This window comes from Pseudomonas sp. B7(2017), assembly GCF_002112745.1.
Classification (GTDB): domain Bacteria; phylum Pseudomonadota; class Gammaproteobacteria; order Pseudomonadales; family Pseudomonadaceae; genus Aquipseudomonas; species Aquipseudomonas ekonensis.
This window is the reverse complement of sequence record NZ_NEIP01000004.1, coordinates 1-17,352: the sequence shown is the minus strand read 5'-3', so window position 1 is coordinate 17,352 and position 17,352 is coordinate 1. Positions and strand designations below refer to the sequence as shown.

Below are 17,352 nucleotides of genomic sequence, written 5' to 3'. Positions count from 1 at the left end.
GGGGCAACTCCTAGACCGCGGCCGAGCCGACCCGGCCCTTGCGCAGCGCATCGATGACCGCTTCCTTCGGACCGTCGGCGACGATCCGGCCGTTGTCCAGCACCAGCAACCGGTCCACCAGGCTCAGCATCGAGGTGCGGTGAGTGACCAGCAGCAGGGTCTTGCCTTGCACCTGTTCGTGGAGCTTCTGGCGCAGGGCGTCTTCGCTGCTGTTGTCCATGGCGCTGGTGGGTTCGTCCAGCAGCATGATCGGCGGATCCAGCAGCAGCGCCCGGGCCAGCAGCACCGCCTGGCGTTGGCCGCCGGAGAGCAGTTGCCCGCGCTCGCCCACCGGCCGGTCGAAGCCTTGCGGGTGCTGGCGGGCCAGTTCGGTGACGCCGGTCAGTTCGGCCACTTCGAGCATCCGGGCATCGCTGACGTAGCGGGCGCCGAGGGTCAGGTTGTCGCGCAGGCTGCCGGCCAGCAGCGGCAGGTCATGGGCGACGTAACCGACCTGTTGGCGCAGGTCGGCCACGTCCAGTTGGCGCAGGTCCAGGCCGTCGAGCAGGAGCTGGCCTTCGCCGGGCTCGTAGAAGCCCATCACCAGCCGTGCCAGGGTGCTCTTGCCCGAGCCGCTGCGGCCGATGATGCCGATCCGTTCGCCGGGCTTGAGGCTGAAACTGATGTGGTTCAGGGCCGGGGCGTTCTGGCCGTTGTAATGGAAGGTCACGCCGTTGACGTCCAGCGCGCCTTGCAGTTGCGTGCGCTCCAGGGGCCGCTGCTTGCCGTCGCGCTCCTGGGGCAGGGCCATCAGGGCGTCGGTGCTTTTCATGGTCAGCTGCGCTTGCTGGTAGCGGGTGATCAGCCCGGCGATCTGCCCCAGCGGCGCGAGCACACGGCTGCCGAGCATGTAGCTGGCCACCAGCGCGCCGACGCTCAGGTTGCCGGCGATGATGCTGTAGACCCCGGCGACGATCGTCGCCATCCCCGAGAACTGCTGGATGAACAGCGTGCCGTTGGTCGCCAGCGCCGAGAGGTTGCGCGCATGGCTGTCGAGGCGGGTGAGGGCGCCGTGGGTGCTTTCCCACTTGTGCTGGCGCTCGCTTTCGGCGCTGCACGCCTTGAGGGTCTCCAGGCCGCCGAGGGTCTCGATCAGCAGCGCCTGGCGCTCGGCGCCCAGGCTCAGGCTCTTCTGCACGGTGTCGCGCAGGCGGGCCTGGATCACCAGGGCGAACACGATGGTGACCGGGAACGCCGCCAGCGGAATCACCACCAGCCAGCCGCCGAGCAGGCCGATCACCGCCAGCATCAGCACCACGAAGGGCAGGTCGATCAGGCTGGTCAGGGTGACGGCGGTGAGGAATTCGCGCAGGCCCTGGAAGTCGTGGATGCTCTGGGCGAACCCGCCGATGGTCGCGGGCCTGGCCTTCATCGCCATGCCGGTGATGCGCTCGAACAGGGTCGCGGACAGGATCACGTCGGTCTTCTTGCCGGCGGTGTCCAGCAGGTGCGCGCGCACAACCCTCAGCACCAGTTCGAAGCCGGTGCCGATCAAAAGACCGATGGCCAGCACCCACAGGGTCGAGGTGGCCTGGTTCGGCACTACGCGGTCGTAGGTCTGCATGACGAACAGCGGCACCATCAGGCCCAGCAGGTTGATCAGGAAACTGGCGAGGATCGCGTCGCTGTACAGCCATTTCGACAGCTTCAGGGTGTCGCGAAACCACGCCTGCACCCGCGGCACCAGCGGCGAGCGCAGGTCTTCCAGCTCATGGCGCGGCCGGGCGAAGAGGGCCTGGCCGCTGTAGTGCCCGGCGAGCTCTTCGTGGCTGACCCACTGCTCGCCGCCGTCGGCCTCGCTGGGCAGGATCAGCGCCTTGCCGTCGTCGGCCAGGCGCCGCAGCACGGCGGTGCGGCCGTTGTTCAACAGCAGCAGCACCGGCAGGTTGAGCGGGGAAATGTCCTTCAGCTCACGGCGCAGCAGGCGCGCCTGCAGACCGGCCCGTGCCGCTGCGCGGGGCAGCAGGTCCAGGCTCAGGCGTTGCTTGTCCAGGGGCAGGCCGGCGCTCAGGCTGGCGCGGCTGACGATGGCGCCGTGGAGTTTGCAGAGGATCAACAGTCCGTCGAGCAACGGGTCGTCGAAACTCAGCCGCGGATCGATCCCGGTGTTGCCGGGTTCCATGCTGGTCATACCGATCGCTCCCCTTGATGAAGGGCCGATGACCTGCGGCGAGGGAGCAAGCGCCCTCGCCGCAGCGAATCACTTCAGACGAGCTACTTCAGTTCGGGCAGACGCGCCTCGTTCTTCACTTCCGTGGCGGCGATTGCGTCGGCGGGCAGCACCACCCGTTGCTTGCTCAGCAACTGGCCCATGTTCGCCAGCACCCGGTACATCGAGAACTCTTCGGTGTAGCGGATCTCGGTGTAGCGGCGGTTGGCGTTGTACAGCTCGTTTTCGCTGTCGAGCAAGTCGAGCAGGGTGCGCTGGCCGAGGCCGAACTGGTCCTGGTAGGCGGCGCGCACGCGCTTGGTGGTCTCGGCGTATTCGCGGGCGGTCGGGGTCTGCTTCTTGGCGTTGACCATCGCGTTCCACGCCAGGTGGATGTTCTCGTTGAGCTGGCGCAGGGCGTTGTTGCGGATGTCCATCGCCTGGTTGATCTGGTGCGCGTCGGACGCCAGGCGAGCCTTGTCGCTGCCGCCGCGGAACAGGTTGTAGTTCATCACCACGCCCACGCGCCATTCGTTGTCGTGGCCTTCGTCGCCCTGCACGTTGTTGTTCGCGCCCACGGCGGCTTCGGCATCGAAGCGCGGGTAGAACGGCGACTTGGCGACTTCGTACTGGCTCTCGGCCGATTGCACGTCGGCCTGGGCGGATTTCAGGTAAGGGTTGTTCTCGACCATGCTCTGCTGGGCCTCGCGCAGGTCGGCGGGCATCTCGCCGCGGGTCGAGGGCGGGGCCTCCAGCTCGTCGGGCATGCGCCCGACCACGCTGTAGAAGTTCGACTCGGCGTCGGCCAGGTCCACCTCGGCGGTGTCGAGGTTGTTCTGCGCCAGCGCCTTACGGGCCACCGACTGGTCGGAGTCGGCGGTGCTGCCCACGCCGCGTTCGGTGCGCAGGCCGATCTGGTCGTTGACCCGCAGGTGCGCCTGCAGGTTGTTCTTGGCCAGGGTCACCAGTTCGCGGCGCTTGAGCACTTCGAGGTAGACCTCGATGGTGCGCAGGGCCAGGTCCTGGGCGGTGCCTTGCGCATAGTAGGCGCGGGAGTTGGACACGCCCTTGGTGCGCTCGACCTCGTTGGCGGTGTTGAAGCCGTCGAACAGCATCTGCCGCAGGCGCAGTTCGGACTGGGTGTAGTTGAGGATTTCGGTGTGGTGGTTGCCGAAGGCCCGGGTATTGGTGTTGTCGCTGTAGCCGCGCCCGTAGGCGGCGTTCAGGTCCACCGACGGGTAGAAGCCGCCCTTGGCGACCTTCACCTGCTCATCCGCGGACAGGCGGGCGTCCACGCGCGAGGCCAGTTCCGGGTGGGTGGCGATGGTGCTCTGGATGGCTTCGGTGAGGTTCATGGCCTGAGCCTGGGAAGTGCAAGCCATGGCCAGCAAAACCGCACTGCAGAGGGGGGTCAATACGCGCATGGTTTACATCTCCCTGAGTCCTGATGGTGTTTCACTGTCGCCAATTTATTGACGATTTTTGTTGTAAAAAGCGTTTCATCTCTTTAACAACAGAGCTAAGAACATCCTGAAGCGTAGCTAAGAAAAATTTTTCATATGGGTTATGCCGAAAAAAACTTATGCGCTTGGCCGAAACCGGCACATTGTTCCTCTCGAAAGCCTTTGTTTTATGAGCTTTAGGGAGCACAGAAAGGCTTGAGGAAAGTTCCACTCACTTTGCGACATACGGCGAAGTACTGCTAAAGGGGAGGGACGCGTAGCGGTCAATGGGCGACAGTTTTTTGTCACTCGGGTGATTCACCACCGTTACGTAGCGCTAGTGGGCGTGCTGCAGTGATCAGGGATCACAAGTGCTTGAGGGCACTGACATTTCCCGGTCCTGCGCGACCTGCGAAACGAACTGCCGAGGTGCGAGAGCGTCGCCCCGGCAACCCGCTTGAGCCATGGGCTGCTTCGCGAACCAGCGCCGACGGTGGTCGGCAGCGGAGGAAATGCACATGGCAACGCTCATCGGGATCGTCACTAAGGTCGTGGGTCAGGTTTTTGCGGTGGGGGGCGACGGCAGCCGTCGAGCCTTGGTCGAAGGCGACCGGCTCTACGCCGGCGATCAGCTGGTCACGGGGGCTGAAGGCGCCGTGGCGGTGCACCTGCAGAACGGCCAGGAACTGACGCTGGGCCGCGACAGCAGCCTGACCATGACCGGCCAACTGCTGGCCCACCAGGCCACCCACGTCGACACCCCGGAAGCGCTGACCCCCAGCGAAGCGCAGCTGACCGACGTCGAGCAGATCCAGAAAGCCATCGCCGCCGGCGAAGACCCGACGAAATCCGCCGAAGCCACCGCGGCCGGCCCCGGTGCGACCGGCGGTGCGCCCGGCGAGCTGGGCGGCGGCCACAGTTTCGTGCTGCTGACCGAAGTGGGCGGGCGGGTCGATCCGATCATCGGTTTCCCCACCGCCGGGTTCGGCGGCATTCCCGAGTTTCCCGAAGAGCGCCACAACGCCGTGATCGACAACGGCGACAACACCCCGGCGCCGGTCGTGCCGCCGGTCAACAATCCCGTCACCCTCAGCGGCCTCGACGTGCCGGGGGGCGAACTGACCGTCAACGAAGCCAACCTGCCTGACGGCTCCGCCGCCAATCCGGGGGCGCTGACCCAGACCGGCAGCTTCACGGTCTCCGCTCCCGACGGCCTGACCAGCCTGAGCATCGGCGGCATCAACGTGATCGTCGGTGGCGTGGCCGCAGGTTTCCCGCAGTCGGTCACCACGCCGCTGGGCAACACCTTGACCGTCATCGGCTACAACCCGGCGACGGGCACCGTGACCTACAGCTACACCCTCAACGGCAGCGAGACCCATGCATCGGGCGACGGTGCCAACAGCCTCGGCGAACACTTCACCGTGGTGGCCGGGGACAGCAACGGCGACACCTCGACCGGCTCGCTGGACGTCAACATCACCGACGACGTGCCCAAGGCCGTGGACGACAGCAATGCCTCGACCGCCTCGGAAACCACCCTCACCCTGACCGGCAATGTGCTGCCCAACGATGTTCAGGGCGCCGACCGCATCCCCGTCGGCCCCGACAGCGGGCCGGTGGTGAGCGGCACGTTCGTCGGCACCTACGGCACCTTGGTGCTCAACGCCAACGGCACCTACACCTACACGCTCAACACCAGCGACGCCGACTTCAAGAACCTGCACGGCGGCGGCAGCGGCACCGAGACCTTCACCTACACCCTGCGGGACGCCGATGGCGACACCAGCACGGCGAACCTGGTGCTGCAGGTCCACAACAATGACGATCCCGTCGTCATCGGCGGATTGAACGTCGAAGGGGGCGAAGTGACGGTGTTCGAGAAGAACCTGTCCCTTGGCAGCGCGCCTGATTCGGCGGCGCTCACCCAGAGCGGCACGTTCACCGTCACCGCTTTGGACGGCGTCACCACCCTGACCGTGGGCGGCATTGCCGTGGTCACCAACGGCGTGGCCGCCGGCTTCCCGCAATCGGTCACCACACCGCTGGGCAGCACCTTGACCATCACTGGCTTCAACGCCGCGACCGGCGTCGTGAGCTACAGCTACACCCTGGTCGACAACGAGGCGCATCCCAACGCCAATGGCGCCAACAACCTGCCTGAGCAGTTCGCCGTCACGGTGGTGGACGACAACGGCACGACGGCCAACGGTACGTTGGACGTCAACATCATCGACGACCTGCCGAAGGGGGTGGATGACAGCAACGCGTCGACCGCCTCGGAAACCAATCTGACGTTGACGGGCAACGTGCTGACCAACGACGTGCAGGGCGCCGACCGGGTTCCGGTCGGGGAAAGCACCGGGCCGATCACCGCAGGGACTTTCGTCGGGACTTACGGCACGTTGGTGCTGAACGCCAACGGCACGTACACCTACACCCTCAACACCACCGATGCCGACTTCAAGGCCTTGCACGGCGGCGGCAACGGCACGGAAACGTTCACCTACACCATCACCGACTCGGACGGCGACACCAGCACCGCCAACTTGGTGCTGAACATCCACAACAACGACGATCCGGTGACCATAAGCGGCCTGGACGTGAACGGCGGTGAGCTGACCGTCTACGAGAAAAACCTCAGCGCCGGCAGCGCACCGGACTCGGCGGCCCTGACCCAGAGCGGCACGTTCACCATCACCGCTTTGGATGGCGTCACCACCCTGACCGTGGGCGGCATCGCCGTGGTCACCAACGGCGTGGCGGCAGGGTTCCCTCAGTCCGTAGTGACCCCATTGGGCAGCACGCTGACCATCACCGGATTCAACGCGGCCACCGGCGTGGTCAGCTACAGCTACACCCTGGTCGACAACGAAGCCCACCCGAACGCCAATGGCGCCAACAACCTGCCTGAGCAGTTCGCCGTCACGGTGGTGGACGACAACGGCACGACGGCCAACGGTACGTTGGACGTCAACATCATCGACGACCTGCCGAAGGGGGTGGATGACAGCAACGCGTCGACCGCCTCGGAAACCAACCTCACGCTGACCGGCAACGTCCTGACCAACGACGTGCAGGGAGCCGACCGGGTTCCGGTCGGGGAAAGCACCGGGCCGATCACCGCAGGGACTTTCACCGGGACTTACGGCACCTTGGTGCTGAACGCCAACGGCACGTACACCTACACCCTCAACACCAACGACGCCGACTTCAAGAACCTGCACGGCGGCGGCAACGGAACGGAAACGTTCACCTACACCATCACCGACTCGGACGGCGACACCAGCACCGCGAATCTCGTGCTGAACATCCACAACAACGACGATCCGGTGACCATAAGCGGCCTGGACGTGAACGGCGGTGAGCTGACCGTCTACGAGAAAAACCTCAGCGCCGGCAGCGCACCGGACTCGGCGGCCCTGACCCAGAGCGGCACGTTCACCATCACCGCTTTGGATGGCGTCACCACCCTGACCGTGGGCGGCATCGCCGTGGTCACCAACGGCGTGGCGGCTGGCTTCCCTCAGTCCGTAGTGACCACACTGGGCAGCACGCTGACCATCACCGGGTTCAACGCCGCGACCGGCGTCGTGAGCTACAGCTACACCTTGGTCGACAACGAGGCGCACCCGACCGCCAATGGCGCCAACAACCTGCCTGAACAGTTCGCCGTGACTGTGGTGGACGACAACGGCACCACGGCCAACGCAACCCTCGATGTGAACATCATCGACGACCTGCCGAAGGGCGTTAACGACTCCAACGCCGGCACCGCATCGGAAACCAACCTCACGCTCACCGGCAACGTCCTGACCAACGACGTGCAAGGCGCCGACCGCATACCGACCGGCCCCAACGCCGGCCCGATCACGGCAGGTACTTTCACCGGGACTTACGGCACCTTGGTGCTCAATGCCAACGGCACCTACACCTACACCCTCAACACCAACGACGCCGACTTCAAGAACCTGCACGGCGGCGGCAACGGCACGGAAACGTTCACCTACACCATCACCGACTCGGACGGTGATACCAGCACCGCCAACCTGGTGTTGAACATCCACAACAACGACGATCCGGTGACCATCAGCGGCCTGGACGTGAACGGCGGTGAGCTGACCGTCTACGAGAAGAACCTCAGCGACGGCAGCGCACCGGACTCGGCGGCCCTGACCCAGAGCGGCACGTTCACCATCACCGCACTGGACGGCGTTACCACCCTGACCGTGGGCGGCATCGCCGTGGTCACCAACGGCGTGGCGGCTGGCTTCCCGCAATCCGTAGTGACCCCATTGGGCAGCACGCTGACCATCACGGGGTTCAATGCTGCGACCGGTGTCGTGAGCTACAGCTACACCTTGGTGGACAACGAAGCCCACCCGAACGCCAACGGCGCCAACAACCTGCCCGAGCAGTTCGCCGTGACTGTGGTGGATGACAACGGCACGACGGCCAACGGTACGTTGGACGTCAACATCATCGACGACCTGCCGAAGGGCGTGAACGACACCAACGCCAGCACCGCGTCGGAAACCAACCTCACGCTGACCGGCAACGTCCTGACCAACGACGTGCAGGGCGCCGACCGCATACCGACCGGCCCCAACGCCGGCCCGATCACCGCCGGCACCTTCACCGGCACTTACGGCACCTTGGTGCTCAATGCCAACGGCACCTACACCTACACCCTCAACACCAACGACGCCGACTTCAAGAACCTGCACGGCGGCGGCAACGGCACCGAAACCTTCACCTACACCATCACCGACTCGGACGGTGATACCAGCACCGCCAATCTCGTGCTTCAGATCCACAACAACGACAACCCGGTCATCATCTCCGGCCTGGACGTGAACGGTGGCGAACTCACCGTCTACGAGAAAAACCTCAGCGATGGCAGCGCGCCTGACTCGGCGGCCCTGACCCAAAGCGGCACGTTCACCATCACCGCACTGGACGGCGTCACCACGCTGACCGTCGGCGGCATCGCCGTGGTCACCAACGGCGTGGCCGCAGGCTTCCCGCAATCGGTCACCACGCCGCTGGGCAGCACGCTGACCATCACCGGGTTCAACGCCGCGACCGGTGTTGTGAGCTACAGCTACACCCTGGTGGACAACGAGGCGCACCCCAACGCCAACGGCGCGAACAACCTGCCTGAGCAGTTCGCCGTCACCGTGGTGGACGACAACGGCACCACGGCCAACGCAACCCTCGATGTGAACATCATCGACGACCTGCCAAAGGGCGTTAACGACTCCAACGCCGGCACCGCATCGGAAACCAACCTCACGCTCACCGGCAACGTCCTGACCAACGACGTGCAGGGCGCCGACCGCGTACCGACCGGCCCCAACGCCGGCCCGATCACGGCCGGCACCTTCACCGGCACTTACGGCACCTTGGTGCTGAACGCCAACGGCACCTACACCTACACCCTCAACACCAACGATCCGGACTTCAAGAACCTGCATGGCGGCGGCAACGGCACCGAAACCTTCACCTACACCATCACCGACTCGGACGGCGACACCAGCACCGCGAATCTCGTGCTGAACATACACAACAACGACGATCCGGTGACCCTCAACGGCCTCGACGTCAACGGCGGCGAACTGACCGTCTACGAGAAGAACCTCAGCGACGGCAGCAGCCCCAATGCCTCCGCGTTGACCCAAAGCGGCACCTTCACCGTGACGGCCCCGGATGGTCTGCAAACCCTGACCGTGGGCGGCATCGCCGTGGTCACCAACGGCGTGGCCGCAGGCTTCCCGCAATCGGTCACCACGCCGCTGGGCAGCACGTTGACCATCACCGGCTTCAACGCCGCGACCGGCGTCGTGAGCTACAGCTACACCCTGGTGGACAACGAAACCCACCCGACCGCCAACGGCGCCAACAGCCTCACCGAGAACTTCAACGTGGTGGCCACCGACGGCGACGGCAGCACCGCGAGCGGGCAGATCAATGTCAACATCATCGATGACCTGCCCACCGCCAAACCCGACACCGGCTCGGTGGCGGAGGGCGGCACGGTCAACGTCAGCGTGCTGGGCAACGACGTCAGCGGCGCCGACGGCGCGGCCACCGTGGTGGGCGTGCGGGCCGGCGGCAACACGTCGACCTCGGCCATCGGCGGCCTCAACAGCAACATCAACGGCACCTACGGCTACCTGACCCTGGACGCCGCCGGCAACGCGGTCTACCACAGCAACCCGAACTCGGTGAGCCCGCCCGGCGCCACCGACACCTTCACCTACACCATCCGCGACACCGACGGCGACGAGAGCACCACCACGATCACCATCAACGTCGCCGATTCCAACCTCAAGGCGTCGGTCGACCAGGATGTGACCGTCTACGAAAAAGCCCTCGACCTGACCAAGGACGGCCAAGACCTGGCCGCCGGCACGGTCACCGGCAGCGAGCCCGGCAACACCGGCGAAACCATGTCCGGCACCCTGGTCGGCTCGGTCACCGGCGGCAGCGGGGCGATCACTTACACCCTGGTCGGCAGCGGCACCGGCACCTACGGGCAGATCCTGCTCAACGCCGACGGCACCTACACCTACACCCTGACGTCGGCGCCGAAGACCACGCCCAACGCCAACGACGGGCCGAACGTGCTGAGCGAAAGCTTCACCTACAAGGCCACCGACGCCCTGGGCAACTCCACCACCAGCACCATCGTGGTCAACATCGTCGACGACGTGCCCAAGGCCGTGGCATCCGACCGCTCGGTGGCGGCGGTGGAGATCGACTCCAACATCCTCATCGTGCTCGACATCTCCGGCAGCATGGCTGACGCCTCCGGCGTGCCGGGCCTGTCGCGGCTGGACCTGGCCAAGCAGGCGATCAGCGCCTTGCTCGACAAGTACGACGACCTGGGCGATGTGAAAGTGCAGCTCGTCACCTTCAGCAGCAGCGCCACCGACCGCACCTCGGTGTGGGTCGACGTGGCCACTGCCAAGACGATCCTGGCCGGCCTCAGCGCCGGCGGCGGCACCAACTACGACGCCGCCGTGGCCATGCTGCAGACGGCGTTCAACACCTCGGGCAAACTCACCGGGGCGCAGAACGTCGGCTACTTCTTCTCCGACGGCAAACCCACCACCGGCCAGGAGATCGGCACCGCCGACGAGGCCGCGCTAAAGGCCTTCCTCGACGCCAACAACATCAAGAACTACGCCATCGGCCTGGGCAACGGCGTGAGCAACGCCAACCTCGATCCGCTGGCCTACGACGGCATCAGCCACACCGACACCAACGCGGTGGTGGTCACCGACCTCAACCAGCTCAACTCGGTGCTGTCGGGCACCGTGCAGGGGGCGCCGGTCACCGGTTCCCTGCTGGGCGAGGGCGGTACGTTCGGCGCCGACGGCGGCTTCATCAAATCCATCGTGGTGGACGGCACCACCTACACCTACGACCCCAAAGCCAACAGCGGCCAGGGTTCGCTGACCTTCAGCGGCGGCACCAACCACGGCACCTTCAACACGGTCAACAACACCCTGAGCATCGCCACCAACAACAGCGGCACCCTGGTGATCAACCTCGACTCCGGCGACTACAGCTACACCTCGCAGAAGACCACCACCACGGTCATCACCGAGAACATCGGCTTCACCGTCAGCGACAACGACGGCGACCTCGCCAGCTCGACGCTGACGGTCAAAGTGATCCCCAACTCGCCGCCGGTGGCGGTGGACGACCACATCATCACCAACGTGCTGTCGGGCAACATCGTGGTGCCGGGGGAACTGCTGCTGGCCAACGACAGCGACCCGGACGGCGACACCCTCAACGCCTCGCCCACCAGCTTCAACACCGGCTGGGTGGCCAAGGGCGCGGACTTCACCGGCTCAGGCGCCATCAACTTCTCCGGCACCAGCAACACCGCCGCCAACCAGAGCCTGGCCGACGTGCGCAATTCGTTCGCCGCCAACGCCGCGACCATGACCGCCGTGCTGGTGGTCAGCGGTTACCTGGGCGCAGTGACCAACGCCAACGCCAACGACGAGGACCTGATCACCATCAAGCTGAAACAGGGCGAGACCCTCAACCTGGACCACAACCTGGCGGCCGGGCACATCACCATGGAGTACTCGCTCAACGGCGGGGCGTTCGTCAGCATCGCCGACGGCGGCACGATCACCGCCGGCGCCGACGGCACCTATCAGATCCACCTGACCAACATCACCAACACCAGCGGCGGCAACGCCAACGCGGCGGAGAACTACCAGCTGACCATGACCGTGAACTACGCCGGGGCCCAGAACACCACCCCGGACTACCACGGCACCTACACCGCCAACGACAACCACGGCGGCAACGACACGGCCAACGTGACCATCAGCTACCAGGACGGCCACACCCTCACCGGCACTTCGGGCGATGACGTGCTGGTGGCCGGCAGCGGCGACAACATCCTCAACGGCGGCGACGGCAACGACGTGCTCACCGCAGGTTCCGGCAACAACGAACTGCACGGCGGCGCCGGCAACGACTTGCTCTACAGCGGGCCCGGCAACGACCTGCTCGACGGCGGCAGCGGCATCGACACCGCCAGCTACGCCCACGCCACCGCCGGGGTGACGGTCAACCTAAGCCTGCTCGGTGCGCAGAACACCGTGGGCGCCGGGACGGACACCCTGACCGGCATCGAAAACCTCGTGGGTTCGAACTTCAACGACACCCTCACCGGCGACAGCAACAGCAACGTCATCAACGGCGGCCTGGGCAACGACATCCTCAACGGCGGGGGCGGCGACGACCTGCTGATCGGCGGGATGGGCAACAACACCCTCACCGGGGGACCGGGGGCCGACACCTTCCAGTGGCTCAAGGGCAACAGCGGCCACGACACCGTCACCGACTTCACCCCCGGCACCGACAAGCTCGACCTGTCGCAACTGCTGCAAGGGGAGAACGGCACGGCGGCGTCTCTGGACGACTACCTGCACTTCACCGTCACCGGCAGCGGCGCGTCGGTGGTGACCACCATCGATGTGAGCGCCATGGCCGGCGCCACGCCGAACCAGACCATCGACTTGGCCGGCGTCAACCTGGCCAGCCACTACGGCGTGACGCCGGGGGCGGGCGGGGTGATCGCGGGCGGGGCGGACACGGCGACGATCATCAACGGGATGCTGAATGATCATTCGTTGAAGGTGGATACGGTGTAAGCGGAAGTTGAAACGGCAAACCCGCTTTCCCGAATGCCTGGGTCAGCGGGTTTCCGACTGTGTCTGTCGACTATTCCTCAGGGGACTGTCGTCATTTGAGGCCTACGCCATTGGCTCCTCCTGCATAGGGATAGGTTCCGACCGACCATTGCTCACCCGTGATGATGGACAGCACGTGCTTGCCACCCAGCGGCCAAAAGGCATTGCTATTGTCTGTCGACCAGCAACCGCTGTAATACGCGTCTCCAGGCCATCTGCGGCCAAAAATCGAACTCAATTCCCGCAGTTCTCCAAGGTTGGGCAGTCGGGTTCCCGCATTGCTCGCCGCTTGTTCCATTTCGCCCCATCTCCCCCTTCCGACGAGGATGCAATGAATGACCCCGGAAACCGACACCGTGTAACTCAAGGACTGGTTGCTTGTGTCGCGTACCGTAATGCTGGCCTGGCCACGGCCCCTGACCGTCACATATCCGGTTGAGTCAACGACCGCCACTGATGGGTTGCTGGAACTGTAGGTATAGGGCGGTAGGCCGCCGGAAGCCTGATAGTGCACGGATGTTCCCCCGCCAAACGCCGGCAATATTTGGGGGTATTGCGGCAGGATGTAGCACTTTCCGCTCAACGTCACCGGACTGGTGTTGAAGTTCAACGGCGATACCACGGTAAAGCTCCGCGCATTGGACACCTGCCCGGTGCTGACGGCCTTGGCCGTGATCGAGTGCGCGCCCAAGGCCACATTCAGCGTGGTGCTCCAGATATTTCCCACGGCCCGCACCGTGTGATTGGGCACATTGTTGTCGTGGATCTGCACTTCGTGATTGGGGGTGACGCTGCCTTGCAGGGTCACGGTCGTTCGGGTCGTCCGCCCGCCATTCGGCACTTCACCGTTCGAATCCCTCACCGAGGTGAGCGTCGGGGCAACGTGCTCGGCCACCACGAACGTGCGCGGCGGCGCGGACACCGGGCTGTCGCCGTACAGCGCCAGGGCGGTCAGGCTGTACGCCTTGGCGGTCAACCCGTTGACGACGTGGCTCCAGTCGCCCTGAGCGTTGGCAAGCGGTTCGCCCAGCGCCTGCGTGCCGTCGAGCAGCCGCACCTTCTGGCTCGGGCTGGCCGTGCCCCTGACGGTAACGGTCCGGTCATAGGTGGTGGCGCCGTTGGCGACGCTGCCAAGGGAATCGGTGACGTTGGAAATCACCGGTTTGTTGGCGACGGCCACCGTGAACGCCCACGGCGGGCTGGTCACCGGGTTGGCGTCATACAGCGCCCGGGCGGTGAGGTGATAGGCCTTGACCGTCAGGTTGTTCAGCACCTTGCTCCAGACACCTTCCGAACCGGTGCCGCCCGGGGCGACGTCCGCAGAGCCGTAGGAGTTGGCCCCGTCGAGAATCTCCACTTTCTGCCCACGGGTCGCCGTGCCCGTCACGGTGACCTGGTCGTTGTAGGTCACGCCGCCGTTCGCCACCGTGCCCCATTGGTCGGTGACCCGGGTGATCGCCGGCGTCAGGTAGTCGTAGCGGGTGCGGATCGTCAGGTTCAGCCGGGGAAACTCAATGGCGGTGTGCTCCTGCACGTCGCCGTCGAACGTCACCTTGCACACGACCGACGCCGATGAAGCGTGATCCAGTTTCAGCAGCTCGGAACGGGGCAGGGTTTCCTTCAGACCGGCGCTGACTTGTCCGGCGGTGATGAGCGCACCGTCCAGCAACACAATGCGGTAATCACTGCCGTCCAGCGCCTTGCCTTCCAGGCGCAGCCACAAACGTTGCTCAAGCGCGATGTAAGGCCAGACCTTGACTTGTACATCCGGATCGCCGGCAAATTCCATCAGATCCAGCACCTGATTGACCGCTTGCGGCACCTCCGGGCGCGGCAGCTCGGTTTCCGGTGACTGGAACCGCAGCACGTTGAGCGTCAGCAGCTCCGAGGTGGTCCAGAAGTTGTAGCGCTTGACGTCATAGGTCACCGCCACCGGCCGGCCGATGTTGGGCCCCACCACCGACGCCGGCAGATGGAACTGCACCCGGCCGCTGGCGTCGGCCGGCAGTTCCAGGTCCTCCGACGTACCGGCGCCGGGTGTGCCGCGCCACTTCAGGGCGATGGTGTCGAGCGCCGGATCCATGTTGGCGTACGCCACCGCCACATCCACCCCGCCCAGCGCCTTCATCGGGTCGAGGCTGTCGCCGTCGGCCTGGATCACGTCGGGCGGCGGCAGCTCCCCGACCAACTGCCCGATCAGCAGCTCATACGTGGCCGAATAGCTCAGCAGCCCGGTGGCCGCATGCTTGAGGGTGTAGCGGATCTTCACGTACTCGCCGATGCTGGGCGTGACGAAGCGGGCGTCCACCCGGAAGTTCACCGGCTTGCCGGCCGACACGGTGGTGATGGGCAGCCAGTCGCTGGTGCTGATGTCGGCGCTCACGGCGGTCCAGTAGTAGGTCAGGATGTCGTCCTTCACCGTGCCGGTGTAGCCGACCCGCACCGTCACCTTTTCGTACACCCTGGCCGGGTCGAGAACGCCCTCGATGGCCTCGGGCACGTCTGGCGCCGGCAAGGTCGCCGGAATCGCCTGCACTTTCAGCAGCAGGTGTTCGGACTCGCTCGTGCCGTAGGCTGCGGTGTCGTTGGTCACCCGGTACCAGAGATCCAGGCGGCCATTGACCAGCAAGCCGATGTGCTCGCTCATGACATACAGCGTGACACGTTTCGCCACGGCGTCGTTGCGGCTGATGTCGTACTGCTCCGTGTGCACATAGGGCGCGCCGTTGGCCAGGGTGCCTTCCCAGATCAGCTCGACAGTGTCGCCGTCCGCCATGCCGGGGTAATGGATGTCGACGGTGGCGTGGTTCACGCCCGGCTCAAGGACATCGCCCACCGCTTCGCGCACCACTGGGGCAGGGTGGGCGTACACATCGCCGATCACGTTGGCGAAGGTGTGCTTGGAGGCCAGCGGCGGTTGGCCGTCCTTCTTGGTCAGCATGTAGAACACATCCACCGAGCCGTTGACCAGTGCCCGCACCTCTTCGTAGGGAACCCGCAGTTCGAGAATGCTCGGCACGTTGGCGATGACCGTCGACTGCGTGTGAACCAGCGGTTTGCCGCTCAGCGGTGTGCCGGTCCAGGTCATCGTCACCGTGTCGCCGACGGCGAAGTCTTCGGTGCGGACGTGGATCTGCACGGTGACGGGCTGCTGGTTGAGCTGTTTGAGGTCGATGACGCCATTGAACGATTCCCTGATGATCGGCGCTTCCAGGCGCGAGGCACCGGCCTCGACGTCGACGGTGGTGGTGAGCGACCACTTTTCCGAATAGTTCCAGACCTCGTCGTACACCTCATACGCGATCAGCAGGGCGGAGCTGTCGCCGCCGGCAAGGATGTCGGCCTGCTCGGCGCGCACCACGATGGGAAAGGTGCCGTCGACGTGGGCCTGCATCAGCACCAGCGGTGCCAGGAACACGCTGCCCCACTTCACTTGGATCGTGTCGCGCAACGCGATGTTGGGGTAGCGCTGGATCGTCATCGGCACGCCCTTGGCGGCCCACTCGGCATCGACGCCTTGCTCGATCACCTCCTGGGGCAGTTGCACAATCTTGAGCTCCGAGTGGCCGGGCTTGTGCGGCTCTTTGTCGATGCCGGCCGGGCGGTCGAGCTTGACCCGCAAGCGCAGCGGCACGGAGGGATCGTCCGGTGCCGCTTCCCCTGCGCGGTGCAGCAGGAAATAGCACTCCTCGATCCAGCCCGGCACGAAGCGGGCGGCCGCGACGAAGAAGAACAGCCGCTGATTGACGTCGTTCGCCGTCACCACCTGGTGATAGACCACGCTCTGGTCAAGGAAGACATCCACGGTGTCGCCTTCGGCCATGGAGATCCACGGGTCGATGACGAACATCACCCCTTGCTCATGGTCGCTGACCACCGCAATGCTGATGCCGCCGTCGCCGTCCGTGATCGGCCGGGTCATGCCGGCGATGAACAACGGCTGCAGGGCCAGCACGCCGAAACCGGGCGCGCTGCCGACGAGGGTGAGCGGGGCGGGCAAGTAGGAACGCAAGGCGGTCATGGTCAGCTCCTTGCCGAGGTGGGCATGGATGTGCAGGCGGGTCGTTGACCGGAATTAGGGACTGCGCAGGGGTGTTTGACCACTGTCAGATCTGACAGGGGGAGGGTGATTTCCGATGACCGGCTATGTGCACGAGGCTGCTTTAAGTCCACCACCAATCCTGTGGGAGCCAGCCTGCTGGTGATGGCGGTGGGTCAGTCGAATGTGATGCTGGCTGACACGCCGCCATCGCCAGCAGGCTGGCTCCCACAGGGTCTTGTATCTGCTCAGAGGACCGCGTCGGCCTTCAGCTCCAGGCTGTCCAGCACCCGGTTCACCGCCAGCTCGCCGAGCATGATCAGCTGCGCGATGCCTTGCGCGGTATGCCGGTGCTGGCCGTCCAGCAGCCCCGCAAAGTTGTTGGCCATGACCTTGGCCGAGGTCAGGGTCTCGCAGGCGTCGGCCAGCAGTTCCTCGTTGTCGGCGGCGGGGGCG

General features: G+C 65.3%; 5 protein-coding genes. 1 reads left to right on the top strand and 4 read right to left on the bottom strand.

The features are described from left to right. Nucleotides 1–10: 10 nt before the first annotated feature. Complete coding sequence (locus tag CAG29_RS09080; protein ID WP_085641276.1) at nucleotides 11–2,170, bottom strand: type I secretion system permease/ATPase; 2,160 nt, start codon at nucleotides 2,168–2,170, stop codon at nucleotides 11–13. An 83-nt stretch (nucleotides 2,171–2,253) separates the two neighbouring features. Next, entirely contained in the window at nucleotides 2,254–3,612 is a 1,359-nt protein-coding gene (locus tag CAG29_RS09075; RefSeq protein WP_085584948.1) for a TolC family outer membrane protein, read from the bottom strand. A 536-nt stretch (nucleotides 3,613–4,148) separates the two neighbouring features. On the opposite strand from CAG29_RS09075, the gene CAG29_RS09070 reads away from it, so the two are divergent. Next, nucleotides 4,149–12,818 (top strand): retention module-containing protein, encoded by an 8,670-nt coding sequence (locus CAG29_RS09070; RefSeq protein ID WP_085694292.1) that lies wholly within the window; start codon nucleotides 4,149–4,151, stop codon nucleotides 12,816–12,818. 91 nt (nucleotides 12,819–12,909) lie between these two features. On the opposite strand, the gene CAG29_RS09065 is transcribed toward CAG29_RS09070, so the two are convergent. Then, entirely contained in the window at nucleotides 12,910–16,878 is a 3,969-nt protein-coding gene (locus CAG29_RS09065) for an Ig-like domain-containing protein (protein ID WP_085694290.1), read from the bottom strand. Nucleotides 16,879–17,144: 266 nt separating this feature from the next. Continuing rightward, nucleotides 17,145–17,352: DUF6124 family protein (locus CAG29_RS09060; RefSeq protein WP_256575737.1), on the bottom strand; the 208-nt coding region annotated here is incomplete at its 5' end.